This is a genomic window from Clostridium mediterraneense (assembly GCF_900091705.1).
Lineage (GTDB): Bacteria > Bacillota > Clostridia > Clostridiales > Clostridiaceae > Sarcina > Sarcina mediterraneense.
Genome location: NZ_LT594782.1, coordinates 1 through 24,860, shown reverse-complemented (window position 1 = coordinate 24,860; position 24,860 = coordinate 1). Strand labels below are relative to the sequence as shown.

The 24,860-nt window shown below is 25.2% G+C and carries 24 protein-coding genes; 10 read left to right on the top strand and 14 right to left on the bottom strand.

The window, feature by feature from the left end; all coding sequences use genetic code 11:
- Positions 1–502: 502 nt before the first annotated feature.
- Positions 503–2,323 (top strand): NlpC/P60 family protein, encoded by a 1,821-nt coding sequence (locus BN8917_RS14855; RefSeq protein ID WP_066868838.1) that lies wholly within the window; start codon positions 503–505, stop codon positions 2,321–2,323.
- 55 nt (positions 2,324–2,378) lie between these two features.
- On the opposite strand, the gene BN8917_RS00120 is transcribed toward BN8917_RS14855, so the two are convergent.
- Positions 2,379–4,439 carry a DUF262 domain-containing protein gene (locus tag BN8917_RS00120; RefSeq protein ID WP_066868835.1) on the bottom strand — a complete coding sequence of 687 codons (2,061 nt, stop codon included), beginning with the start codon at positions 4,437–4,439 and terminating at the stop codon, positions 2,379–2,381.
- Positions 4,440–4,677: 238 nt separating this feature from the next.
- Between BN8917_RS00120 and BN8917_RS00115 the strand changes: the two genes are divergently transcribed.
- The 3 genes from BN8917_RS00115 to BN8917_RS00105 all read left to right on the top strand — a co-directional run bounded on the left by BN8917_RS00115 (position 4,678) and on the right by BN8917_RS00105 (position 6,973).
- Positions 4,678–6,060: an FAD-dependent oxidoreductase gene (locus tag BN8917_RS00115; RefSeq protein WP_066868832.1), complete on the top strand. Its 1,383-nt coding sequence runs from the start codon at positions 4,678–4,680 to the stop codon at positions 6,058–6,060.
- 121 nt (positions 6,061–6,181) lie between these two features.
- The gene (locus BN8917_RS00110) at positions 6,182–6,616 is read left to right on the top strand and encodes a winged helix-turn-helix transcriptional regulator (protein WP_066868829.1); all 435 of its coding nucleotides are present in this window, start codon (positions 6,182–6,184) and stop codon (positions 6,614–6,616) included.
- Positions 6,617–6,706: 90 nt separating this feature from the next.
- A complete protein-coding gene (locus BN8917_RS00105) occupies positions 6,707–6,973 on the top strand; it encodes a hypothetical protein (protein WP_066868826.1) in 267 nt (88 codons plus the stop codon).
- Between the two features lie 66 nt (positions 6,974–7,039).
- Here the strand turns inward: BN8917_RS00105 and BN8917_RS00100 are convergent, their stop codons facing one another.
- The 6 genes from BN8917_RS00100 to BN8917_RS00075 form a co-directional block, all read right to left on the bottom strand.
- Positions 7,040–7,597, bottom strand: a complete 558-nt coding sequence (locus BN8917_RS00100; protein ID WP_066868823.1) for a DUF6512 family protein — start codon at positions 7,595–7,597, stop codon at positions 7,040–7,042.
- A gap of 92 nt (positions 7,598–7,689) precedes the next feature.
- Entirely contained in the window at positions 7,690–9,123 is a 1,434-nt protein-coding gene (locus tag BN8917_RS00095; RefSeq protein WP_066868820.1) for a sensor histidine kinase, read from the bottom strand.
- Positions 9,098–9,778: a response regulator transcription factor gene (locus BN8917_RS00090; RefSeq protein ID WP_066868817.1), complete on the bottom strand. Its 681-nt coding sequence runs from the start codon at positions 9,776–9,778 to the stop codon at positions 9,098–9,100. The genes BN8917_RS00095 and BN8917_RS00090 overlap by 26 nt, the downstream gene beginning before the upstream one ends.
- 407 nt (positions 9,779–10,185) lie before the next feature.
- Positions 10,186–10,473, bottom strand: a complete 288-nt coding sequence (locus BN8917_RS00085; RefSeq protein ID WP_066868814.1) for a hypothetical protein — start codon at positions 10,471–10,473, stop codon at positions 10,186–10,188.
- Between the two features lie 172 nt (positions 10,474–10,645).
- On the bottom strand, positions 10,646–11,080 hold the full coding sequence (locus tag BN8917_RS00080) for a hypothetical protein (protein ID WP_066868811.1): 435 nt from the start codon (positions 11,078–11,080) through the stop codon (positions 10,646–10,648).
- A 180-nt stretch (positions 11,081–11,260) separates the two neighbouring features.
- Complete coding sequence (locus BN8917_RS00075; RefSeq protein WP_066868808.1) at positions 11,261–11,869, bottom strand: thermonuclease family protein; 609 nt, start codon at positions 11,867–11,869, stop codon at positions 11,261–11,263.
- 162 nt (positions 11,870–12,031) lie between these two features.
- Here BN8917_RS00075 and BN8917_RS00070 point away from each other — a divergent pair, with 162 nt between their 5' ends.
- A complete protein-coding gene (locus tag BN8917_RS00070; protein WP_066868805.1) occupies positions 12,032–12,808 on the top strand; it encodes a hypothetical protein in 777 nt (258 codons plus the stop codon).
- A 99-nt stretch (positions 12,809–12,907) separates the two neighbouring features.
- Here the strand turns inward: BN8917_RS00070 and BN8917_RS00065 are convergent, their stop codons facing one another.
- Positions 12,908–13,492: a TerD family protein gene (locus tag BN8917_RS00065; protein ID WP_084748385.1), complete on the bottom strand. Its 585-nt coding sequence runs from the start codon at positions 13,490–13,492 to the stop codon at positions 12,908–12,910.
- Between the two features lie 464 nt (positions 13,493–13,956).
- Between BN8917_RS00065 and BN8917_RS00060 the strand changes: the two genes are divergently transcribed.
- Positions 13,957–15,156: a C40 family peptidase gene (locus tag BN8917_RS00060; RefSeq protein ID WP_066868798.1), complete on the top strand. Its 1,200-nt coding sequence runs from the start codon at positions 13,957–13,959 to the stop codon at positions 15,154–15,156.
- A gap of 71 nt (positions 15,157–15,227) precedes the next feature.
- Here the strand turns inward: BN8917_RS00060 and BN8917_RS00055 are convergent, their stop codons facing one another.
- A complete protein-coding gene (locus tag BN8917_RS00055) occupies positions 15,228–15,548 on the bottom strand; it encodes a rhodanese-like domain-containing protein (protein ID WP_066868794.1) in 321 nt (106 codons plus the stop codon).
- Between the two features lie 70 nt (positions 15,549–15,618).
- Positions 15,619–16,695, bottom strand: a complete 1,077-nt coding sequence (locus BN8917_RS00050) for a hypothetical protein (RefSeq protein WP_066868791.1) — start codon at positions 16,693–16,695, stop codon at positions 15,619–15,621.
- 250 nt (positions 16,696–16,945) lie between these two features.
- On the opposite strand from BN8917_RS00050, the gene BN8917_RS00045 reads away from it, so the two are divergent.
- The 3 genes from BN8917_RS00045 (at position 16,946) to BN8917_RS00035 (ending at position 19,224) form a co-directional block, all read left to right on the top strand.
- Positions 16,946–17,431 carry a CarD family transcriptional regulator gene (locus tag BN8917_RS00045; protein ID WP_066868788.1) on the top strand — a complete coding sequence of 162 codons (486 nt, stop codon included), beginning with the start codon at positions 16,946–16,948 and terminating at the stop codon, positions 17,429–17,431.
- Positions 17,432–17,702: 271 nt separating this feature from the next.
- The gene (locus BN8917_RS00040; protein WP_066868785.1) at positions 17,703–18,398 is read left to right on the top strand and encodes an MgtC/SapB family protein; all 696 of its coding nucleotides are present in this window, start codon (positions 17,703–17,705) and stop codon (positions 18,396–18,398) included.
- Positions 18,399–18,651: 253 nt separating this feature from the next.
- Positions 18,652–19,224, top strand: coding sequence for a YrvL family regulatory protein (locus BN8917_RS00035; RefSeq protein ID WP_066868783.1), 573 nt, complete (start codon positions 18,652–18,654; stop codon positions 19,222–19,224).
- Here BN8917_RS00035 and BN8917_RS00030 read toward each other — a convergent pair whose 3' ends face one another.
- Together BN8917_RS00030 and BN8917_RS00025 are read right to left on the bottom strand one after the other, a co-directional pair.
- Positions 19,225–20,175, bottom strand: a complete 951-nt coding sequence (locus BN8917_RS00030) for a serine hydrolase (protein ID WP_084748382.1) — start codon at positions 20,173–20,175, stop codon at positions 19,225–19,227.
- A 537-nt stretch (positions 20,176–20,712) separates the two neighbouring features.
- Entirely contained in the window at positions 20,713–22,110 is a 1,398-nt protein-coding gene (locus BN8917_RS00025; RefSeq protein ID WP_066868780.1) for a basic amino acid/polyamine antiporter, read from the bottom strand.
- 378 nt (positions 22,111–22,488) lie between these two features.
- Here BN8917_RS00025 and BN8917_RS00020 point away from each other — a divergent pair, with 378 nt between their 5' ends.
- The gene (locus tag BN8917_RS00020; RefSeq protein WP_066868777.1) at positions 22,489–23,355 is read left to right on the top strand and encodes a DMT family transporter; all 867 of its coding nucleotides are present in this window, start codon (positions 22,489–22,491) and stop codon (positions 23,353–23,355) included.
- A gap of 111 nt (positions 23,356–23,466) precedes the next feature.
- Here BN8917_RS00020 and BN8917_RS00015 read toward each other — a convergent pair whose 3' ends face one another.
- Positions 23,467–23,988, bottom strand: coding sequence for a chromate transporter (locus BN8917_RS00015; RefSeq protein ID WP_066868773.1), 522 nt, complete (start codon positions 23,986–23,988; stop codon positions 23,467–23,469).
- A complete protein-coding gene (locus BN8917_RS00010) occupies positions 23,988–24,536 on the bottom strand; it encodes a chromate transporter (protein WP_066868770.1) in 549 nt (182 codons plus the stop codon). Before BN8917_RS00010 ends, BN8917_RS00015 begins: the two co-directional genes overlap by 1 nt.
- Between the last annotated feature and the right edge of the window lie 324 nt (positions 24,537–24,860).

Genomic DNA, 24,860 nt, shown 5'->3' with positions numbered 1-24,860 from the left:
ATTTTTAGAAAAATTAACTAATTATTAAATTCTTTATTATTTTATTGATATTTATAAAATAAAAATCAGGACTATAAGCCCTGACTTTTATTTTTAATATTAGTATTACAATCTCCTAGTTCCCCTTAAAACTTAGAGTAATAAATATAATTTTGTCAGTATTATTTTTCACAAAACAAATAATTATTATTCTAAATTTTCTTATAAATATAAAAATTTTTCCTTTATTAATTTACTTTTATAACATCTTTGTTATCTATTAATATATTTTGTCAATTTAATTACCTATTTATTGAAATTTCTCTTCTTAACTAATTTCTATTGAATCAAAATATATGTATAAAATTTAACTTATTATCAAAATTTCATTTATTATTATGAATAATATGTTAACTTTAGTTTATAAATCTTGTATATTTATAAATATTACAAATTTGAAAGCTTTGTCCTATATAACTATAATGTATCTGTAATATATTAATTATGTATGGAGGAAAAAATAATGGCAAGAAATAAAATCGCAGGACTAGTATTAGCTAGTGCATTACTAGTTGGTGCTAATACGGCACATGCCCATAAGCATGCGACGTCAACACAAAATAAACAAACAACTAAGGTAACTAAGAATGAGGTGCTTTTAGCAAACGCTAATCACAAGATGGTTACAAACGCAATGGTTGTTAATGGAAATGGAAATTTAGTCCTTAGAAGTCAAGGAAATAAAAATGGTAAAATAGTAAGTAACCTTTCAGTAGGTGAAATGCTTAAAATACAAAGTTATAGTCAAAACTGGTATAAGGTTACTGTTCAAGAAACAGGATCAACTGGATATATCTCAGCTGATAACCTTAGATTAATAGAAAGTGGAGTTAATGCTACTCCAGTAGAAATGAATAATAATGGACAAGTTATAAACGTTAGCTCAAGCTTAAATGTTAGAGAAAATGCCACAATGGCTTCATCAGTTATAGATTCATTAAGTAATGGAAACCAAGTTAAAGTAATTGCTAAACAAGGTGAATGGTATAAGATAAATATAAATGGTACTATTGGATATGTTTATGGAGAATACCTAAACATAGGTTCAGCAGTTTCAACAACTTCATCAAACTCAACAACTTCAAATAAAGTAGCTAACACACAAAAAGCTACTCCTGTAAAGAAAGAAGTTGCTAAGACAAATAACTCAACAGTTAAAGAAACTAAGAACACAGATACAAAGCAAACACAAAATTCAAAGGATGCTAAGAAACAATTAACACCTGCTCAATTAGCAGCTTTACAATCATCATCATTCTTAGCTATACCTAACAACGGACAAGCTCAAACAAATAATGCTAGCTCACAAAGCCAAGTACCTCAAATAGGAAGTGCAACATTAACATTAATAAACGCAACAAGCGAACAAGTACTTTCAAATGTTAATGTAACAATAAACGGTAATAGCTTTACAACTAACCAACAAGGAAAAGTTAAAATAAGCTCAATCCCAACTGGTCTTCATACATTTACTGTATCAGTAGATAACTATAATTCAACATCAGTTAAAGTTAATGTTAAAGCTGGAAAGAGCATGAATAGTATAGTTTCATTATCACCAGCTCAAAGTTCAAGCAACTCAAGTTCAAGCAACCAAAGTTCAAGCAACCAAAGTTCAAGCAACCAAAGTTCAAGCAACTCAAGTTCAAGTAACCAAAGTTCAAGCAACTCAAGTTCAAGTAACCAAAGTTCAAGCAACTCAAGTTCAAGCAACCAAAGTTCAAGCAACTCAAGTTCAAGTAACCAAAGTTCAAGTAACCAAAGTTCAAGCAGCCAAAGTTCAAGCAACCAAAGTTCAAGCAACCAAAGTTCAAGCAACCAAAGTTCAAGCAACCAAAGTTCAAGCAACTCAAGTTCAAGTAACCAAGGTTCAAGTAACCAAGGTTCAAGCAACCAAAATTCAAACAGCGGATTAAGTACTTCACAATTACAACAAGCTATAGTACAATATGCTGAACAATTTATTGGAACACCATACGTATGGGGAGCTACAGGTCCTAATGCATTTGACTGTAGTGGATTAACATCATATGTATACAAACACTTTGGATATTATATAGGAAGAACAACATACACTCAAATAGATGCTGGAACTCCTGTATCAACAAATGTAAACAGCTTACAACCAGGTGACTTAATATTCTGGGGAGATCCTCAAGCACCTTACCACGTAGCAATTTACATTGGTAATGGTCAATATATTCAAGCACCAAAACCAGGTGAAACTGTAGATATTTCTTCATGGCACTTAAGCGATATTTCAGCTGCTAGAAGAATTGTTTAATAAATTTTAAAAAATAAAAAACTAAGTAGTACTGTCCCACTACTTAGTTTTTTTATTATATATAAAAACTTAACTCATCTAAATCAATATTATATATACCTAGAATATATCTTAAAACATTAAGCTTTGAATCTATAGATAAAGATTTTTCTATATAAATATCCTCAACAATTTTATAAGGTTTTATCATTCCATATTTATCAGCAGATATTTTCATTGCTATTTCTTCTTTATTATAAGAGTTTATAGCTATACTTTTAAGTAAGATAGGTTCTATATCATAAAGTATGTTTAAAACCTTCTCATAAAGCTCTGTGAAGCTTTTAGCCTTATATTCTTTCCCTTCAAATATAAAGCCCTTTATTTTTTTATTTGTAAAATCCTCTTCATCAGATAAATAATATATATTTTCAAAGATATTATTAGACTTATATTTAGTTTTAGGATAATCCCAAATATTTTCTGCATCTTTAAATAATAAAATAGCTCTTTGTAATATCTCTTTTTCTGACCATACTTGTCTAGTTGCTATAAAGGAATTTAACTTTAATCTACTATTTTTAAAACCTTTATCAGTATTTTTCTTCTCATAAAAAGATTTATTACTCATATTAGCATTATATCCTGTTAAACTTAAATTGCCTATTGTATGTAGATATGTATTATGTATTTCTTCAAAATTATCTCCTAAATTTTGTTTCCACCAACTATTTAATTTTTGTGGCATAATATGCTCTATAGTTAAAGTTCCCTCTTCTAAAAGCCTTTCTATATCTACTCTCTCTTTATTATTATAATTCTCTAATTTTTCTAAAAGATATGTTTTTCTTTTAGAATTAAATAAATATACTTCTTCTTCAAGAAAATGTTTTTTAAATTCCATATTACTTGGTAATCTAAGATTATCTTTCCTCTTTAAAATTAGATATTTAAATATTTCTAAATAATTTTCCTTATAATTGTTCTCTTTCTTTATGCTCTCACTAAGATTAACAAAATATTTAGCAAGTGAATTGCTAGGAATTCTACACATTATTCTTCTAAATATATAGGTTTCTAATACTTTTAAAACTTCTATTAAATCATCTTTATTTATATATTTATTATAATAATCTAAAAATAACTCCATAAGGAATGGATAAGTAACCTTAACTCCTAAATAATTTATATTTTTTAATATAGAATTTATCTCCTTAAACTCAAAATTCAAATTAATTATTTTATTATATATCTCTGAATATATAAACATTTCTTTTAAAATATATTCTATATTATTATTAAAATTTTCTTTTATATAAAGCTTAAAATTATAATAAATCTTATCTATTGTTGAAATTTTTCTTTCTTTTATGCTAAGGTAATCTTTTATAAATACAACTATATCATCCTTAGTATTTTTCTCTATCTTTCGCCAATATTTTTTATAAAGATAAGTTTGTGTTTTAGAATCCTTATCCATAAGAATAAAGTTTCTTATTTTATCGGCATCTGTAAGATTAAGCCCTGTTGAATTTAAACTCTCAAAGATAAGCTGTGCATTATCCTCTGAACTCTTAAGTTCTATCTCTACAATGATTAACCTATTTATAGCTTCATAAAGCTTATCTAAGCTTATTTCCTCTTTAAGTATTCTATTATAAAAATAACTATAATTTATACCTATATTTGAATCACTATAAATTATATTTTCTTCATATAAATCTTTATACACTTTAAAGTCATCATAAATAAGTTTTAACTTTAATTTATCTTCACTAATAGAATATGGATTTATAAGATATTCATTTATAAGCTGATTTTTATTAATCCTTTCTATTTTGCATATTTCTAAATCAATAATTCTATATAAAGCTAAAATTAAAAGTGATACTGTAGTTATTCTTTGTTGTCCATCTATAATTAAATATTCTCTATCTCTTCCTAAATCATTATAAACAGATACTATACTACCAAAAAAATGATTTTTTTGATTTTTATTTATAATATCTATAAGATCATCATATAATTTTTTTGCTTCTTCTATAGTCCAAGAATATTTTCTTTGATATATCGGTACTATAAAATTTGTATCTGAACTTTCTAAAAATCTAAGTATAGTTTTCTCATTAGCCTTCATATAATTTCTCTCTTTTCTTATGTTCTATAAATATAATATTACTTAAATTCAACTTAACATATGTATTTTTGTAAATCAAGTTTTAATAAAACATAATAAATATTTTAATCTACAAATAGTTAACTTGTTTTTAGAAAGTAACTTGTTAAAAACAAGTTACTATGCTATACTAAATTCATAAAGAAAATTTAGCAAATAAAAAATAATTTTTAATTATATAAAAAAGGGGAAATAACTTATGAAAAAATATGATGCAATTATAATAGGATTCGGAAAAGGTGGAAAAACTTTAGCAGCTAATTTAGCAAATAGAGGTCTTGAGGTTGCTGTAATAGAAAAATCTAATAAAATGTATGGAGGAACTTGCATAAATATAGGTTGTATTCCAACTAAATCTTTAGTAAATTCAGCAAAAATATCTAAATATAAAGAATTTAACAATTTTGAAGATAAGGCAAAAGAATTTAAAAAAGCTATTGAAACTAAAAATAATTTAACAGAATTTCTTAGAGGTAAGAACTTTGATAATTTAAATACTAAAGAAACAATAACTATTTATAATGGAACTGCTTCATTCTTATCAGAAAAGGAAATTAATATAAAATTTGAAGACTCAAAAAACACTACAATTACAGCCGATAAAATATTTATAAATACAGGAGCAAGAACATTAATGCCAAATATACCTGGTGTAAATAAAAGTAAAAGAGTCTATAATAGTACAACTTTAATGCAAAATGATATACTTCCTAAAAAATTAATAGTTATTGGAGCTGGATATATAGGCCTTGAATTTTCTTCTATGTTCTCAAACTTCGGTTCTAATGTTGTTGTACTTGATAAATATAAGGACTTTTTAATTAAAGAAGATGAAGATGTTGCAAATGAAGTTAAAAAAATATTTGAAAATAAGGGTATTGAATTTAGATTTGATGTTTCAGTTAAAGAAATAAAAGATACTTCTAATGGTGTTATAGTTAGTTATATAAATAATAAGGATGGAAAAGTTATAGATATAGAAGGGGATGCTATTTTATTAGCAACAGGAAGAGTTCCTAATACAGAAGATTTAAATCTTGAAGCTGCTGGAATTGAACTTACAGAAAGAGGAGCTATCAAAGTTGATGATAAATTAAGAACTAATGTTAAAAATATCTGGGCCATTGGTGATGTTAATGGTGGACCACAATTTACTTATATCTCACTTGATGATTTTCGTATAATTAATGACACTTTATTTGGTGAAGGAAAAAGATCTACTCTAGATAGAAAGGTTGTACCTTACTCAGTATTTATAGATCCAAACTTATCACGAGTAGGACTAAGTGAAAAAGAAGCTCTAAAAGCTGGATATGAAATTAAGGTTGCTAAATTACCTGTAGCTACTATACCAAGAGCTAGAGTAATAAAAGAAACTAATGGTTTACTAAAAGCTATAGTTGATAAAAATACTAATAAAATACTTGGAGCTACATTATTATGTGCTGACTCAGCAGAAGTAATAAATATAGTAAGTCTTGCAATGAAAGCTAATCAAGATTATACTTTCTTAAGAGATAATATATTTACTCACCCAACAATGAGTGAAGCTTTAAATGATTTATTTTCTTTAATTAAATAAATTTTATAAGAAAATAAACTTAAAATAATTTTATATAATATAGAGTCTTATATTATCTACTTATAAGACTCTATATTTTTTTGTAAATTTTAGCTAAGTAATGAATCAAAGGAGATATTTTATGAAAAATCAATACAATTTACCCTGTAATATCGCACAAACTCTAAATATAATTGGAGATAAATGGTCTTTGCTTATAGTACATGAAATAACAATAGGTAATTGTACTTTTAAAGATATTGAAAAAAATCTTGTAGGAATCTCTACAAATGTACTTGCAAGTAGATTAAAAAGTTTAGAGCAAGATAATATAATAAAAAGTGAATTATATCAAAGACATCCACCTAGATTTAAATATAAATTAACAGAGAGTGGAGAAGACTTTAAATATATATTTAATAGTATAATTTTATGGGGAGAAAAACATTTAGATAAATGCTATAAAAGATTAACTCATAATGAATGTGGTCATAGTGTAACTGAAAAATACTTTTGTGACCATTGTAATAAGATAATTGAAACAGCTGATATTATAGTTACTCCCGTAGAAGAATAATATTTATATTAACTTTTTAGGTCAACTAAAACTTATGTCTTGCATATAATATAAAAAATATATTTTTAGCATTAATAAGGATGTAAGTTCATGTATAAAATAATAAAAACAAGCTATAAAGAAGAAGTCAATAAAGACCTTAAAGAAGTTAATAAAGAAGAAATACTTGGTTTTGAAACTTTTACTGCTGCTCAAGATTTTATGAATGCCAATGTTACAAGTATATTAAATGCAATTAAAAGTCATAATAGATTTGTAGAAGCAGAAACTAACTTGAAACGTGATAGGGTTAGTATACATGATAATCAAAATATATATCATAAATATTTTGATTTTTATATACAGGAATATTCTTAAAAATTCTTATTATAAACTAAAAAGAATCCTACAAAATTATAGGATTCTTTTTTATTTACTATTTACTTATTTCTTAGATAATATTCCATAAGTTTTAGTAACACCATCTTTAAAAATTGGTAGTCTAGGCGTATATACTGTAAATATTATAAAGACTATAACTATTAATGTAATTATTATTATAGCAATATTTGCATCTATTCCATTATAATTTTTATAAATATGTAGGCCTAGTAACTGTCCAAATAAAATAGATAAAAAAGTTATTAATATATCTATAAAAAGATTCTTTATACCAAAGGCTTCAGTATAAAAATAATATAACAAAGGAATTATTATTAGGCTTGTTACTAATGATACTAAAAGTCCTGTAAACCACCTATCACCATTAATATTATAAATTCCATTTTTAAATAAATAATAAATTCCCCACCAAAATATTATCGGTATAATAACCATTTTAAGATGCTCCCATATACTTTCATTAACAGGAGAAAAAAATCCAACTATAGTATTATTTCCTGTTAAATCATATAAAAAATGAATAATTGCGGCAGCTATAAATATAATTATTATTCCATATAAAATCCACTTTTCCTCAGCAACTAAATTTATATCTCCCATAAAAACCTCATAAAAATTATTAATAATATCTTTATTAATATATAAGTATGTTTTACTTAATATTCTTATTTTCTTTTTAATTTTGATATTTTCTACTTTTCTATTTCTACTCTAAAAGTCACTACCCCATTATTTGATTCCATACCATAAGTCATATTACTATGTTTATCTAATATATTTTTAACTATAAACAGTCCAAGACCACTTCCACCTGTTTTTCTATTTCTAGATTTCTCAAGTCTATAAAAAGGTGTAAATACATTTTTAAGTTCCTCATTAGTTAATTCTTCAGATTTATTTTTTACTTCAATTATCACTTTATCTTTATTTTTTAAACTTACTATAATATCATCATCTTTTGAATATTTCACAGAATTACTTATAATATTATCTAAAACCTTTTTAAATAACTTCATATCAGCATAAATATATATACATTGATCTATATCTGAAATAATTTTTATATTATTTTCTTTTGCATAAAATGATTGTTTCTCAATAGCTGCCTTTATCATATCAGTAACATTTATTCTTTCCATCTCTACTCTAAAACCTTCAGATTCATATTTATTAATCTCTAAAATTTCTCCCACAAGGTCTCTCATTTCAGCTATAACTTCATAACTTTTTCTAAGATATTTATCTCTATCTTTAAAAGCTCCTATATTATATATCATACCTTCTAATTGCCCACTTATTATTGTTATAGGTGATTTTAATTCATGTGAGATAGTTCCAATAAACTCTCTTCTCTTTTTCTCAGCTATTCTTTCCTTTTCTATATCACTTAAAAGCTGCTTATTAGTTTCTTCAAGCTGCCTTATATTTCTCTCAAGGTTATTTCCCATCTCATTAAGACTAGCTGAAAGTTCTGCAAGTTCATCATTTCCTTGCACCTCTAATTTTTTAGAAAAATCTAATTTTGACATAGATTTTGCTATATTATTTATTTTTAGTAAAGGTTTAGTTACTGATTTAGAATAAAAATATGCACTTGCTATAGATATAAATATTGTAATTCCTATAACTATTGGCATAAATATTAACATAACACTTGAAACCTGCTCTATTGGTTGAAGTGGTATTCTAATTTCAAGAGTTAAATTTTGATTTATGGCATTTGAATAGAAATTAATTTGTTTTATTACTCCATCACAAGAAAATTTCTCTTCTATTAATTTTCCTTCAGTTGGACTAAATTTACTATCAGAAAAATCTTCAAAAAATCTACTACTAATATATACAAGTCCATTATTACTCTTTACCATAATATCTATATTATCAACATAGGAAAACCTATTAAGATCTTCAAACATCATATTTAGATTAGGGGCATTTTTATATTTATCTAAAATTAAATTTACTCCATTTACAGCAACTGTTGATTTATAGAATAAATATGCTCTTGGAAATAAACTATAAAGCGCACTATATATTACAATTGTACTTAAAATAACTAGAATAGATGAAGTAAAGAATACTTTATTACTTATACCTAAATTATTCCATAACTTTTTCAAGTACATATCCTACTCCTTTTACTGTCTTTATATAATTTTTGCTTATTTTCTTTCTTATATTCTTAATATGTGCATCTATTACTCTCATCTCTCCATAGTACTCATATCCCCAAACTTTATCCATAAGTTGTTCTCTAGTTATAACCCTTGGATAAAACTCTATAAGATTTTTTAATATATTAAACTCTTTTAATGTAAACTCACATTCCTCTTCATCTACATAAACTTTATAACTATCCTTATCTAACTTTAAAGTTTCAAATACAAGTTCATTACTATCTTCATTATCAGAACTTAAAGTTTCACTTCTTCTTAAAACTGCATTAACTCTTTTTATAAGTATGTTAAATGAAAATGGCTTTGTTATAAAATCATCACATTCTAATTCAAAACCTTTAATTTCATCCTGTTCCTCACTAAGGGCTGTTAAAAATATAATAGGAGTTTTACTTATTGCCCTAATCATCTTACATAAAGAATATCCATCCATATTAGGCATCATAACATCCATTATTATAAGATCATATTCATTATTTTTTACCTTTTCATATCCAAGTACCCCATCATCTGCTGTATCTACAAGATAATTTTGTGCCTTTAAAAATTCTTTAATAAGTTCTTGTATTTGTAAATCATCTTCTACTACTAAAATTTTCTTCATTTGCTATCTCCTTATAATATTTACTTATTAAATTAAACTATATCTTTTATAAAATTATATATAATTAATATTTTTAATTCAATTTATATAATCTTATAAAATATCTTTTTTAACAAAGAAGAGGATATCTCAACCCGAGATATCCCCTCCTTTGTATTAGAATTTTTAAATTAGAATTTTTAAATTAGAATTTTAATATTTAGTTATAATGTTAACCCATTTACCTTTTATACTTTATATCTTTGGAGAAAATACATGATTTTGTGTTACTTTAATTTTTCTTTATTACTTTCCTTATTAGATAAAATTTTTAAACTTTACCTCTCCTATATTAAGTAAACTTAATATAGCATTCTCATAATATCCTTTGAACCCACCAATTGACGCTTATCTATAAAGTTAATATTTTATCTGCTGACATTATTCTCTGAAACTAGGTAATCAAAATTGATATCCTTAAAGCTTCTAAGAGCATCCTCAGCATTTTCAAGAGTATTACCTGTTATATCCTTCATCTTATTTAGGTTTGATACAAATTCATCTGAGAACTTTTCTTTATCTACATGATTTTTATTAAACTCTATTTCTCTAACTACTTTTATCTCTTTAGTAAGTAATTCAGATTTTTCTTTTCCCATATAACCCTGTAAATTGGTTTTTGCAAAACTTAGCATTTTTCTCAATTTACCTCTCATAAAATTACCTCTCAACAATTCTCATAATTTTTTTGTTATTTACAAGTCTTATAATACTCTCCTTAAATATATTTACAATGAATACAATGTGAAATCCATATGAATTTTTTAAATAAAATAATAATAAATTTATATAAATAAAAAACTACCTTTAATAAGGTAGTTTTTTATATTAACTAAATTGTACTGCTGACATTGTCTTAGTTGTTGTAAAACCTTGTAATGTAACATTTCTCTTTGCAATAAGTCCTGTTGTTAAATGACCATTTATAGTTACATCATAATTTACTTGCTCTGGTCCTCCTAGTACTCCTGAAGCTTGTGAAATATATATTTGAACACTTCCATCTCCACTATACTTATTAATTAAAGCTTGTTTAAAGTTTTTTACAACTCCTGAATTTGCAGCTTCTTGGCTTACAGTAATAGTAACTCCTGGTTGATTTGATTGTGCTTTTTGAGGTTTAGACTCAAGTGTTACATATTTATTTACAATAGGAGCTGAATTCTTTGGTTTTGCTTGTACATTCTTTGTTGGATAAAATACATACACTCCTAAAAGTACAACTATAGCTCCAACTACTACTTTTCCAATCATCTTATTCATAATCTTATCTCCCTAATTTTTTCTTATGTTTAATTTACATATTTATATTTGAAAATTCATATTTATTGATAATTTAATTCTATAAAAATAAGACTTGCTAAACAAGTCTTATTAATTACTATTTACTCTTTATTATCTAACAAATATGTAAAATCAACTGTAACCATTGTAACTATTTTTTTAATTATACACATTCATATTAAAGCCTCTATTTGTTACATACCCTGGTTTACTCCATATATTAAGTTTCTCTTCTTTAGCTTTATTTTGAAGCTCCTCTAATTTTGAAAGATATTTCTTACTTTCATATACATAAGCAACTCTTGCAAGACCATTTGCCACTAAAGCTTCATTTATCATTATCCACTTTCCATTATCCTTAAACCAGATATAAGCAAGATCTCTATTATACTTATCTTTCTTTTCTACATCTTGTTCTAAATAAACAACTTGTCCTTTTTTTAAATTCCTTGAAGTAAACTCTGATGCTTCTTTACCATACTTTTGTACTCCCATATTAGGATGTTTAGTTTCTGGTGTATCAACAAGTAAAAGCCTTACATCCATTTTTTGTCCACTTTCTGTTGTAACTATTACTGTATCTCCATCTACATCTCTATCTACAGTAGCTTTTATAGAACCTTTTGGTGGATTTGTAAGCTGTGTTAGCTCCTCATTTTTATTTAAATCCACTTTTTTAATTGAAGATTTATTTAAAATATCTCTTCCAAAGAATAGTATTCCTAATAAAACTACTATAGTAGCAATAATAATTTTTCCATATTTCATCAAATTATTTTCTCCTTTGTTAAATTAAAATATATATCATTATAACATCTTAGAATCTATCTTTCTAACTATTACTTTTACATTACAATTTGTACATTATTGTCCAAAACTCACTAAAAAATTGTATAATTTAATTGATTATTAAATTTGGAGGAATCCATTATGAAAAAGATTTTTATTATCTTTCTTCCCTTATTATTTATAATTATATTTTTAAATTTATTTTCAAAAGAAAATATTAAAGAAAAGACTACTTCAACAGACACAAAATTCATAATAAAAGAGGAAGATTTAGAAAAACAAATTAGTAAATCCATAAAAGCGACTGGTGAAAGATATTCTAAAACTGAGCTTACTACAGAAGGTCATATAACTCTTGGAAAAGAAATAAAGGATGAAATCTTAACTGTTTATCTTATTTCTAGTGTTTCTAATTTTGAATTTCAAGATAATGAATTTAACCTAATTTCAGGAGCTAGTTTAGTTCCTACCGTTATAAAATATGAATTAAACTCTAATAATAATAGATATAAAGAGCTAGAATATATAGAACTACTTGATGATAAAAATTATAATAAAATTTTTCCTAAAAAATATATAGATAAACTTAATAATTCTAAAGGTATATACAAAGATATAGAAACACAGCAATTAAATCAAGCTAAAGAATACTTAGAAACTATAAATAGAAATGCTAATATAAATATTGAGCATGTAAAAAAAGAATATCTAGATATACCAGTAGATCTTATAAATAAATCCATAAATGATAAATTTCCAAATTGGGAAGGTGAAATAGAAGGCTTAGAAAATGGTAAAAGAATTATCTATTCAACTACTATAGATATAAATAATAATTATATATTCACTAAATCATATAAGGATGGAGACATAATAGAGAGCTTTGAACTTGATAAAAATGGTAATAAAATAGATTAATTAAAAATAAAAAGAACTACTTAAAATAATTTAAGTAAGTTCTTTTTTCTTTATAAATATAAAACTAATATTTAATAAGATTAGTTAATTTATCTTTTACTATACATATCTTTGAGCAAGTGTTGATATAGAACCATTCATAAGCTCACCTACAGCTTTAAAGCTCCAATCATTTTCTACTCTATTTAACTCTGCAAATATTAAAGCAGTCTTATTTTCTCCGCTCTCTGATAAATTAAATCTACATATTTCCTGATGACCTTTATCTTCATTTAAAAGTCTTATATAAGCATTTTTAACTTTTTCAAAACTTTGATTTCTCTTAACAGCATCATAAATTGTAATTGCAAAAACAATCTTCTTACATCTAGGTTCTATTTCTGATAATGTTACTGAAATCATTTCATCATCACCATCTCCAGCCCCTGTTCTATTATCTCCATGTAAAAAGATACCTTTTTCTCTTTGATTTTTAAAATATATTATAGCACTTCTACCAAGTAACTTATCATTTTCATCTAAAAGTAACGCAACTAAATCTAAATCATAATCATGAGCTGCAAAACTAAAGAAACCTTTCTTTGCAACATCCCATCCTGCTGCAAGCATTATATTATTTAAAGATGGATCTTTCTTTGTTAAATCTAAAATATCATTTTTTTGTAAATTTAATATTCCTGACATATTTCCCCTCCACATTCCATAAAAATATCTTCTTCCTTTGTTTTTATAAATATATTATAACATAAAAAGATATCCACTTTAGCACTTATTGCTATGTAAACTAATATTTTCATGATTAAAGCATTTTTTAATATATTCTTATTAATATATTAGTTTTTACTATAATTACTTTATTTTTGTTTAGTATATTTAGATATATCTTTATCGAATAGTAAAATACATTTATTTCTTTAATATGAATTTAAAATATCATTAAATCCATATAATTAAAATTGACTTACATAAAATTATATATATGGAATATCTAATTACTAAAAATAGACTTTTTAGTTACCATTATGTATAATGGTAACTATGTTTAAAATAACTATTAAAAAAATGTACAAGCTTTATTAATAAAGTTTCAAATTCATAAACATAAGGAGGAAATATAGATAATAAAGTTTTATCTATAGAAAATATCAATGAAAAAAACAGCTATAACCTGCTTACTTACTTTAAGTATGCTAGGAGGTGCAAGCACAATTGCATTAGCAGCACCATCAAAAACTACTAATGACACAACTCAAAGTATCCAAAGTGCTAAAACTGCTTATAATAAAGCAACTGAAGATGTCCAAAATGCTCAAATAAACTTAGAAAAAATAAGTAATAGTATTTCAAATTTAACAAGAGCAATAAATCAAAATAATATAGAAATTGGACAAACTCAAAAACAATTAGATATATTTACAAAAGAATATAATGAAGCTTTAGCACAAGAAGCCAGCAGAATAAAATCTATTTATCAAAATAGTAGTAATGCTAATCTTATATCAATGCTTATAACTTCAGAGAATCTTTCTCAATTTATTTCAAGAATGTTTGCAATGAATAAGCTTATGCAAATTGATGCACAAACTGTAAATAGAACACAGGCAGCTAAAAATTCAATGGAAGAAACAGCTAAAAAATTAAATGAACTAAAATCTTCTAATGAAGCTCAATTAAATTCACTTAATACACAAAAGGTTGAAGCTGAAAAACTTTTAGCTACATTAGAGTCACAACAATCTGATTCAAAACAAAATCTTCAAAATATTGAAGAAAGAGCAGAACAATCACTTGCTATACTTTCTAATGCAAAAACAATATCAGAGGTAAATGATGCAGTTAATACACTTCAAAATTTAAAAACTAATGTATCTTCAGCTGAGCTTCAAAATAAAATTAACTCAGCTATAAATAATAGCCAAAATAAAATTCAACAAATACAAAAAAATAATTCACAAACTCAAAATAAGGTACAAGCAAATCATAATAATGCTTCATCAATGCAACAACAAATAGTTTCATATGCTATGAATTTCCTTGGAAGACCATATGTCTGGGGAGCACTTGGACCAAATGCATTTGATTGTAGTGGATTAACTCATTATGTTTATGCTCATTTTGGTTACGAAATAGGTGATTCAACATATAGTCAAATCGATGCTGGTACACCTGTATCAACTAATGATTTAGAACCTGGAGATTTAATATTCTGGGGTGATCCTTCAGCTCCATATCATGTTGCTATATACATAGGGGGAGGACAATATATCCAAGCTCCAAGACCAGGTCAAAATGTAGATATCTCTTCATGGAATTTAAGTAATATTTCAGCTGCAAGAAGAATCTTATAAAACAAAAAAAGACTAGCCTTTAGATTATCTCTAAAGCTGGTCCTTTTTTAATATGTATTATAAAATATTTATTATTTTACTAATCCATATTTCCAATCTAAAACTCCACCTATATTATAAGCATTAGTAAAGCCCATATCTGCTAATGCAAGTGTTGCAACTTCACTTCTTCTTCCACTTCTACAATATAAATATATTTCAGTATCTTTATCTATATCCATATTAGCAAAAGCTTCCTCAACTTCACCAAGTGGAATAAGTTCTGCTCCTTCTATATGACCTGCATTAAATTCTTCTACTTCTCTTACATCGACAAGTAATATATCCATATTCTCATCTAGATTTCTTTTTGCCTCTTCTTGTGTCAATTCTTTATATTTAATATCTAACATAAATTTTCATCCTTTCATATGATAAAGTTATAAATATATTATACACTTTTAAGTTAATTATTAGTTTAATTTATTCTTCCAAAAATCTTAAAAATCTATTTGTATCTATATCTATATTTTCTTCTTTATAATCATCAAAATAGCTTTTAGAACCAAAATCTATTTTATCTTTATCATAACAATAAATAAAATATATATATCTATAAAAAGATATTATTTCTTTAAATGCTGAATTATATGGTATATTTCCATCTAAATATATATATTTTCTAGAGCTTATTTGTATAAATGTTTTATAACTATCTCCCATATAAACAAGGCAATATTCATTTGAAGTTATTATAGCAACACTTCCCTCTTTAGTATCTTCTATAACGTTTAATACTTGTCCATCATATTCCTTTAGTATCTTTTTTACAGTATCCTCTATATCTAAATTAGTTTTATATACATTAGCTTCTTCTTCCTTATCAATTTTTGATGAAAGTGAAGTTAAATAAATAAATTGCTCATCATATCTAATAGTATCTATTAATAAAGGTAGTTCACTTTCTCCTATACTTACCACAAGGATAACTAAAAATATAAATATAGAAGTAATACCAAGAGCTAATTTTATAAATTTATTTTTACTTTGAATCTTTTTATCTTTAATTATATCTTTACTAATATCAGATTCTCTCTTTATCCTATCAAATTTTTCTATACTAATCTTATCTCTAGATATCTTATTACCATTTAAATAAAACTTTTGACGCTTTTTAAATTCTATATATTTATAATTCTTTTTATCTTTATCTATATAAATCTTATAATTTAATATATCTGCTACATCATATTTTGATGCTCCTCTAACATCTAATATAATTGCTTGCTTTAATTTATAATCTATATATTCCTTCTGCTCAATCTCTTGTAGCACACTAGCTACAAATGGGCACTCTAAGTAAAATATATATTCATTATCAGATGTATTTATATCAAGATATCTTATTGTATAATCCTCTATATCTTCAAGTTTATATCTAATAAAAATTTTATTTTTATTACTAGATTTAAATACAACTATTGATATTACTCTATATACATAGTTATCAACTTTTACTAAATCTCTTAAATGAAACTCTAATTTATAATTATTCATCATAGACATACCCCTTACACCCCCAAAACATACTCCTTATAATCTATCATATAAAATAATTAATTATTATATGTCTTTCCACTAAATATTTTAAAAAATATCTTATGTAAATTAATATATTCTTTAAAATATTTTTTCAAAAAGTAATAACTTTTTAATTGACACTAATAACCATATATGATAAAATAAAAATTTTTGACTTTTTTCTTTTAATGTGTTATACTAATATTAAATAAACATGGAGGTGTTTTACTTGTTTAATATAGGTGATAAAATTGTCTATCCAACTCAAGGGGTTGGGGTAATAGACACAATGGATGAACAAGAATTTTTTGGTAAATCACAAATTTATTATCATATAACATTACTTAATAATTTAAAAGTAATGTTACCTGCAAAACGTCTAGAAACAACTCATATAAGACATATATCAGATCTAAATACATTAAAAAGTACTCTAGAAAATATTAATTCATTTGACAATCTATTAGAAAATCAATCTAAAATAAATACTAAAGAAAGAACTGCACAAAATACTAGTAAAATTAAATCTGGTACTCTAGATGATTATGCATCTGTTGTGTACACTTTAACTATGATAAATAAAGAACATAATTTAAACTCAGGTGAAAAACAAATACTAAGTACAGCAAAAAAATTCTTAGTTGATGAAATAAGCTTAGCCAAAGGAATTAATACAAATGAGGCCTGCGATATTCTAGAAAATTATATAAATTAAATATTAAGATAAATTAATTTATCTTAAAAAAAGCTAGAATATTATGTCTAGCTTTTTTTATTTAGAATATATTAATCTATTCCAATATTTACCCTAAATTATAAAATTAATATTTAAAACTTATTATTTTATCACTTTTTTACAATCCTTTTATATTAAAGTAATAATTTGATTAATTTTAATAATAATCTAAAAAATGTTATTATACATACACAGGGAGTAATTATAAAAGTGTACAAGCTACGAATAAATAAATGGGAGAATATATGTAATGACTCACAATCTATTTTTTATTAATCATTTAGGTCTTATAGGCCATTTTACACTTAGAGTAATACTTGCTGCTGTGCTTGGTGGTATAATAGGATATGAACGAGAGCTTCGTTCAAAAGAAGCTGGGCTTAGAACTCATATTTTAGTTGCAATGGGTGCTGCACTTATAATGATAGTTTCACAATATGGATTCTATGAAGTAATACAAAATTACATACAAGTTGACCCAAGTAGAATAGCTGCCCAAGTAGTATCTGGAATAGGATTCCTTGGAGCAGGAGTTATATTTAAAGAAAATGGATCAATAAAAGGTCTTTCAACAGCCGCTGGACTTTGGGTTGATGCAGCAATTGGACTTGCAGTAGGTTCAGGTCTTTATACTATAGCTATAATATCAACTATACTAGTTATAATAGCATTTGAAGTATTAAATAAGCTTTCAAAGAAGTTTTATAATAATCATATAGAATTTCAAGTTACCGTTAAGGGAGAAGACCATTTTACAATAAAGAAATATCTTGAACAAAAACACGCAACAATAATTTCATATAAAGTAACTAATAACTCTAGTGAAGATGGTTTCCATGTAGTTAACTTTAAAGTTAAAGTTCGTGATGATTCAGATATAGATTATATATTTGACATAATAAATAAATCTGAAAACTTAAAAATGGACTATTTTGAAATTATATAATTTGCTTAAACTTCAACTTATAAAAATATAAAATAAAAAAGTAGCTAGATATTCTTGTTTAGAATATTTAACTACTTTTTTTATTTTTTAGTAACTTTAATATTTATCATTTATCTATAATAATAAGAAAAATATATTTATATAATATATTAAATTTACTTTTCAAAGTAATATTAATACTTTTTTAACTTTTATTAACTTATATATTTATTTATACTTTAATTAATACATATTTATTTTTTTGGGGGATTTTATGGGTAAAATAAAAGATATTATTTTATTAATTATGCTAGGACTAATCTTTTTTGGAATAGCAGTAATTATAAACTCTATTTTTAGTATCAGTATACTAGGCTTTTTAGGTTTTAGTTATGAATCATTTAAAGATATATTTTTATTTCTAGTTATATATTCTATTTTATCTTCTAGTGACATTATAATAAGTAGATTTATAGAAAATATTAAAAAATTTAAAAATCTTAATAATAGCGAGATATTAATTCTAGATATGATTTTATCTATATGTAGTAATATAATAATGCTACTATTAAGTGACTTATTAGTAGGAGGAGTAAAAATCTCATTTATCTCTATAATAATATTCTCATTTATAAGTTTTATAATATGTAAAAAAATAAATACAGAAATAAAAAAAATAGATGAGAGATATAAAGAAGCTATATTAAAACAACAAGAAAATACAAAAAAAGAAATGGAAGATGCCATTATAAATATAGAAGAAGAATTATCTAATAGCTACAAAGATATTTCTGATCAAGAAAAAATTAATACAACTTCCACTTCAAAAAAAGATGATAAATCATAATTAATTTATACTTTCTACAACCTTATAAATATTTTTTGATATATTAGAAATAATAGCATCTGCATATGTTCCATTTTCATATGTAGGTCTATTTTTTGCTTCATAAATACCTGTATCTTCAGTCATCACAACTAGAATATATGGGTCTTTAGCATAGATAATTCCTACATCATGAACACAATTCATATTTGTGCCTATTTTATGTGCAACCTCTTCATTTGGAATTTCTCTTGCCATTCTTTCCTCAAAAGGTGTTTGCTTCATCCACCCTATTATCTTATTATAATAAGGATTATTATTTTTATTTTCATAAAGCTTTCTTAAAATAAGATAACTTTGCTCTGCTGTCATATTTCCTCTAATATTAGTTTTTATCCCTGTATTTTTTTCTATATAATCGTATACATATATGCTTGTATAATCTTTTAATATATTGTAGGCAATATTATCAGAATATATAATAGATAACTTCATAGCCTCTTCAGTCTTAATTACCTTTAAATTAGTCCTTCCTTGTAATATACCTGTTCCTTCTTCATAATCTGTTGCTCTATTATAACTTAATAATTTATCTTTTGATAATTTATTATCTTGTATATCATCTGCTGCACTCATAACCATAGGAAGCTTTTTTACACTTGCACTAATAAAGTTTTTATCCTCATTTAATGAATATTTAGTACCTGTTTCTAAATTATAATAAACAATCCCAATTTTATCTTTGTATTTACCTACAGCACTTAAAACTGCTTTTTCTATACTTTTATATTCATTCTTAATAGCTTTTTTCTTCTCTCTCATTTCTTTCTCTTGTTTTATTTTTTCTTTTTGTATACTTGCTTGTACTGCTTCCTTCTCTTGTTTAACAATATTGTGAGCTAATAAAGCTATAGCAGAAAATAAAACTAAAGTTATAGACAGAACTTTAAAAACATCTTTCCCCTCTTTCATCGCTTACCCCTTATAAAAATAAATATATATTATTTATATTATTTTTTAATTATTATATATAACTTTAATTATTGTATTTATTTGAGAAATAATGATTTTAAAGATAATACTATATTAAAAATATAAGATTTTTAAAAGGACCTATTACTAGGTCCTTTTAATTTATTATTTATTAAAATTGTGCTTATTTAAATAAGTTTATATTCCATGCAAGTATACCTAATATTCCACCTATCGCTAAACATAATAATCCCCACCCTACTTTATTAGCATTTACACTTGTTTCTTTATCCATAATAAATCTCCTCTCAATCTAATAACATCTGCTAACTAATCTTTTATTTAATTATACTCAAATAAAAGATATATATATACATTATTTACCACTATATATAAATTACTTTTTTCTCTTTAAAATCCTTTATTTAAATATAAAAGTATGAATCTTTTTCCTTTAATATATCCTTTTAGTTTTAAATATAAAAGGACTATCTCAAAGCAAAATCTTATTCTACTTTAAGATAGTCCTATCTTAATTTATATAAAAGTATATATAGCTGATGCTATTCCTGCTATGGTAATAAGTATACATAAATACATTTCCCATTTTTTATCAAATAATTTTTCTTTTTGTTCTCTTGCTCTTATTAAAATAAATATAATTCCTAAAGCATAGAAAATTACTATCTTTGAAAGCCCTGATATTCCAGCTGTTGACATTGCATATAATGCAAATATAACTGCAACTATTGAATATGCTATTTGTCCTTTATTACCATCTTCTCTTGCAAGTTTAATAAGATATAAAGATGATAAAATATAAGGAAGTAAGGCCATTAATGTTGCTAAATTTGTTATTTCTGTAAAAGCATTTTGAGCAAACATTGCAAATATAAATATAACTTGCATTATAGCTGCATTTACTAATAAAGAGTTAATTGCAGCCCCACTTTTTAATTCTTTTGCAAAGAATTTAGGAAACACCTTATCTTTAGCTATAGTCATAGGAACTTCTGCATTTATTATTGTCCAAGCTACCCACGCTCCAACTACTGATATAATAACTCCTATATTTATAATTACTGCTGCCCATGTACCATAAGTATTTTGTAGAACTCCACCAAGTGCTGGATTTTGTAAATTTATAAGTGTATATTGTGGAAGTGCTCCAAAACTAAGCATTACTATTAAAACATAACAAATTAAAGTAAATATGTATCCTATAATTGTTGCTTTACCAACATCCTTAACGTTTCTTGCCCTTGCTGATATAACAACTGCTCCTTCAATTCCTGTAAATGTCCAAACAGTTTGTAATAACCCTTTTTTAACTTGATCAAATATACTTGCAGCTGAAGAAGCTCCATTACCTATATGTTCTATTCCATAAAAATCATTAGTAAATACCTTAAACTTAAAACATGCAAATAATAAAATTATAGCAAATAAAACTGGAAGTAATTTTGCTACAGTTGCAATAGTATTTAATTTATTTGCTATAGACATACTCTTAGCAATTATAAATAATATTCCCCAAATCATAATTATAGAAATAATAAGACTTACCCAACTTTTAAATGGTCCTATTTGTGGTACAAAACTATGTAATGCATAAATAAATAATACTACATAAGATACACTTCCTAGTAAGTGACTTATCCAATACCCGAATCCTGAATTAAATCCTATATATTTACCAAAACCTACTTTTGCATAAGTATATATTCCTCCAGAAAGTTCTGGTTTTCTATCCCCAAGTGCTTGGAATACCTTACCTATGAAAAACATACCTATTCCAGTGATAATCCAGGCTATGATAGATGCAAAAGGTCTACCAGCCCTAGCCATTTCGGCAGGAAGTTGAAAAACTCCTCCACCAATCATCGAACCAACAACTATTGCTATTAGTCCTAACAATCCAACTTTTTTTTCCATAAAAAGCCCCCTATTCATCTTTTGTTTAATGTAAATTAAAATACTTTACTTTTATTTCATTTACATTCTAAGATTGTAACATATATCTAACTATTTGTATAATTTCTCTTATAAGCTCAAAATTAATACCAATTTCAGCTTATTTCCAGCATATACTTTCATTTTACTATACATATAGTATTTATATCTTACTCTGAAAATATGTAAATATCTAATAAAATTTAAAATAAAATAATCTATACTTTTATAACTAAAGCTAATTTTAGAAATTTTATTTAAAAAATATGGTATAATATTTTTCTAAAAAATTTTTAAATTATATTATTAATATAATAAATCTAAAACAAAAGATAAAATCTAAATGGAGAGGAATAAAAAATGAATAAATTAACCAAAGCTATTATCCTTATGCTTATAAGTTCTTTAGGTTATACAGGAATGGCTCTTTTTATAAAGCTTGCAGGAAATGATATTCCTGTAATTCAAAAAATATTTTTTAGAAATCTTATAACTTTCTTTGTAGCTTTATATCTTATAATAAAAAGAAAACAATCTTTTACAGGTCATAAAGGAAGTAGAGGAGCTTTACTTTTAAGAGGGGGTATGGGTACTCTTGGCGCCTTAGCAAACTTTTATGGAATAGAACACTTAATGTTACCTAATGCTACAATTATAAAGCAACTCGGACCTTTCTTTATAATAATATTTAGTTTCTTATTCTTAAAAGAAAAAATAAAGAAATTCCAAATTGGTGCTTTGATAGTAGCATTTTTAGGAATAATAGTTATAGTTGGTCCTGGATCTCATATAGCATTAATTCCAAGTATGGTTGAACTATTCTCTGCTGTATCTGCAGGTATAGTATTTACTTGTGTTAGATTCTTAAAAGATAAGGAAAGTGCAGAAACTATAGTATTTTGGAATTCAGTAGTTTCAATTGTAATAAGTCTTCCATTCTTAATATTTGATTATACATATATGAGCCCTATACAAATTATATACCTTCTACTAGCAGGTGTATGTACTGTTCTTGGTCAATTTGGATCAACAATAGCTTATAGATTTGCTCCTGCTAAAGATATATCAATATTTAGTTATAGCCAAGTAATTTTTGCAACAATAGCTTCAGTTATTATATTTGATGCTATACCTACACTTAATAACTTTATAGGTTACTTAATAATTATTATAGCTGCATTTATAAGTTTCCTTTATAGTAGGAAAGTAGGTAAAACTAAAAATTAATAAAACTTATTTGAAATCACATATAGTCTTTGAAGATTTATATGTGATTTTTTTTATTAGAAATAATTAAATAAAATAAAAAAATAGAGCAATTTTTCGCTCTATTTTTTATTACATATAAAGTATAATTCCTAATATAGCAGCTATTACTATTACAGTAACAGGTTGCATTTTCTTATATAAAAGTAATACTCCTGAAATAAGAATTATAACAAGTGCTCTCCATTCAGTCCATAATCCTTTAGTAACTCCTACAAATGCACTAACTATAAGAGCTATTAAAGCTGGTTTCATTCCTTTTATGGCATCTCCCCATGTTTTTGAATCTTTCAGCTTTTTAAATATTAAATAAAATATTGTTACTAATATAAATGGAGCTGTTGAAAGACCAAGTATAGCAACAAGTGCTCCTAAAAATCCTGCTACTTTAAATCCCACATAAGTTGATAAATTAACTGTAAATGGTCCAGGTGCTATTTGTACAAGCCCAACATATGAATTAAGCTGTGAGGCTGTTACCCAATGATGATCATTTACTAAAACAGTTCTTATAAATGGAAGCATAGCATATCCTCCACCAAAAGCAAGAGCACCTATTTTAAGAAATCCTAAATATATATTTAATAATACCATTATTCTTTTCTCTCCTTCATGATAAATCTATAAAATATAATTCCATAAATTGCTGAGAATATAATAACGATAGCTGGATTAACCTTGAAAAATTCCAATGCTATAAAAGCAATCAAAGCATAAATTATATTATGTACTGTCTTATTTAATTTCTTCCAGAAGTTTTTAACTGCTATAAGTACTATTACAGGAACTGCCGCTTCTATTCCTGAAAGTGCATGTTTTACAACTGTTTCCTTACTAAAGTTTATAAAAATAGTAGCAATTAAAAGTATTATAATAAAAGACGGTATAGTAGCACCAAGAAAACATGCTAGTGCACCAGCGAGTCCGTTTAATCTATATCCAACAAATGAAGATGATGTTACAGCAAGTGGTCCTGGTAAACTCTGACATACTGATATAGTTTCCATAAAGCTATCCTCATCCATCATTTCTCTTGTTTCAACTAATTCCTTTTGCATTATTCCTACCATTGCATAACCACCACCATGAGTAGTTGCACCAATTTTTAGGAATATAAGGAATAGCTCTAAAGTTTTTGACATTTTCCCCATCCTTTCTTCTTTTGTAAGCCAAGCTTATATATTGTAAAATAGCTGTTATTGTAACATAATATACAAACTTTATACATTTATTATTAACATACACATTATAGCATAGATATTTTTTATAATAATTACATAATGATTTCGTTATTCATATATAGGGTATTACCTATGTATTTTTTTTAACAATAAAAAATGGGACTGTCTCAAAGTGGAATTAGATTCCATCTTTAGAGGCAATCCCTTTTTTTGCGTTTAAACGACTTTTTATAGATTTTGTTTAAAATATAAGTATGCAAAAAACAAACAAAACCTATGATATAA

Excerpts from the sequence above, each read along its gene's own strand:
- BN8917_RS00065 (WP_084748385.1), bottom strand. The coding sequence starts at position 13,492 with ATGTCAGGAATATTAAATTTACAAAAAAATGATATTTTAGATTTAACA.
- BN8917_RS00010 (WP_066868770.1), bottom strand. The coding sequence starts at position 24,536 with ATGTCAAAAACTTTAGAGCTATTCCTTATATTCCTAAAAATTGGTGCA.
- BN8917_RS00110 (WP_066868829.1), top strand. The coding sequence starts at position 6,182 with ATGAAAAATCAATACAATTTACCCTGTAATATCGCACAAACTCTAAAT.
- BN8917_RS00115 (WP_066868832.1), top strand. The coding sequence starts at position 4,678 with ATGAAAAAATATGATGCAATTATAATAGGATTCGGAAAAGGTGGAAAA.
- BN8917_RS00085 (WP_066868814.1), bottom strand. The coding sequence starts at position 10,473 with ATGAGAGGTAAATTGAGAAAAATGCTAAGTTTTGCAAAAACCAATTTA.
- BN8917_RS00070 (WP_066868805.1), top strand. The coding sequence starts at position 12,032 with ATGAAAAAGATTTTTATTATCTTTCTTCCCTTATTATTTATAATTATA.
- BN8917_RS00075 (WP_066868808.1), bottom strand. The coding sequence starts at position 11,869 with ATGAAATATGGAAAAATTATTATTGCTACTATAGTAGTTTTATTAGGA.
- BN8917_RS00055 (WP_066868794.1), bottom strand. The coding sequence starts at position 15,548 with ATGTTAGATATTAAATATAAAGAATTGACACAAGAAGAGGCAAAAAGA.
- BN8917_RS00050 (WP_066868791.1), bottom strand. The coding sequence starts at position 16,695 with ATGATGAATAATTATAAATTAGAGTTTCATTTAAGAGATTTAGTAAAA.
- BN8917_RS00040 (WP_066868785.1), top strand. The coding sequence starts at position 17,703 with ATGACTCACAATCTATTTTTTATTAATCATTTAGGTCTTATAGGCCAT.
- BN8917_RS00025 (WP_066868780.1), bottom strand. The coding sequence starts at position 22,110 with ATGGAAAAAAAAGTTGGATTGTTAGGACTAATAGCAATAGTTGTTGGT.
- BN8917_RS00030 (WP_084748382.1), bottom strand. The coding sequence starts at position 20,175 with ATGAAAGAGGGGAAAGATGTTTTTAAAGTTCTGTCTATAACTTTAGTT.
- BN8917_RS00020 (WP_066868777.1), top strand. The coding sequence starts at position 22,489 with ATGAATAAATTAACCAAAGCTATTATCCTTATGCTTATAAGTTCTTTA.
- BN8917_RS14855 (WP_066868838.1), top strand. The coding sequence starts at position 503 with ATGGCAAGAAATAAAATCGCAGGACTAGTATTAGCTAGTGCATTACTA.
- BN8917_RS00060 (WP_066868798.1), top strand. The coding sequence starts at position 13,957 with ATGAAAAAAACAGCTATAACCTGCTTACTTACTTTAAGTATGCTAGGA.
- BN8917_RS00100 (WP_066868823.1), bottom strand. The coding sequence starts at position 7,597 with ATGGGAGATATAAATTTAGTTGCTGAGGAAAAGTGGATTTTATATGGA.
- BN8917_RS00105 (WP_066868826.1), top strand. The coding sequence starts at position 6,707 with ATGTATAAAATAATAAAAACAAGCTATAAAGAAGAAGTCAATAAAGAC.
- BN8917_RS00120 (WP_066868835.1), bottom strand. The coding sequence starts at position 4,439 with ATGAAGGCTAATGAGAAAACTATACTTAGATTTTTAGAAAGTTCAGAT.
- BN8917_RS00035 (WP_066868783.1), top strand. The coding sequence starts at position 18,652 with ATGGGTAAAATAAAAGATATTATTTTATTAATTATGCTAGGACTAATC.
- BN8917_RS00015 (WP_066868773.1), bottom strand. The coding sequence starts at position 23,988 with ATGGTATTATTAAATATATATTTAGGATTTCTTAAAATAGGTGCTCTT.
- BN8917_RS00080 (WP_066868811.1), bottom strand. The coding sequence starts at position 11,080 with ATGAATAAGATGATTGGAAAAGTAGTAGTTGGAGCTATAGTTGTACTT.
- BN8917_RS00095 (WP_066868820.1), bottom strand. The coding sequence starts at position 9,123 with ATGTACTTGAAAAAGTTATGGAATAATTTAGGTATAAGTAATAAAGTA.
- BN8917_RS00090 (WP_066868817.1), bottom strand. The coding sequence starts at position 9,778 with ATGAAGAAAATTTTAGTAGTAGAAGATGATTTACAAATACAAGAACTT.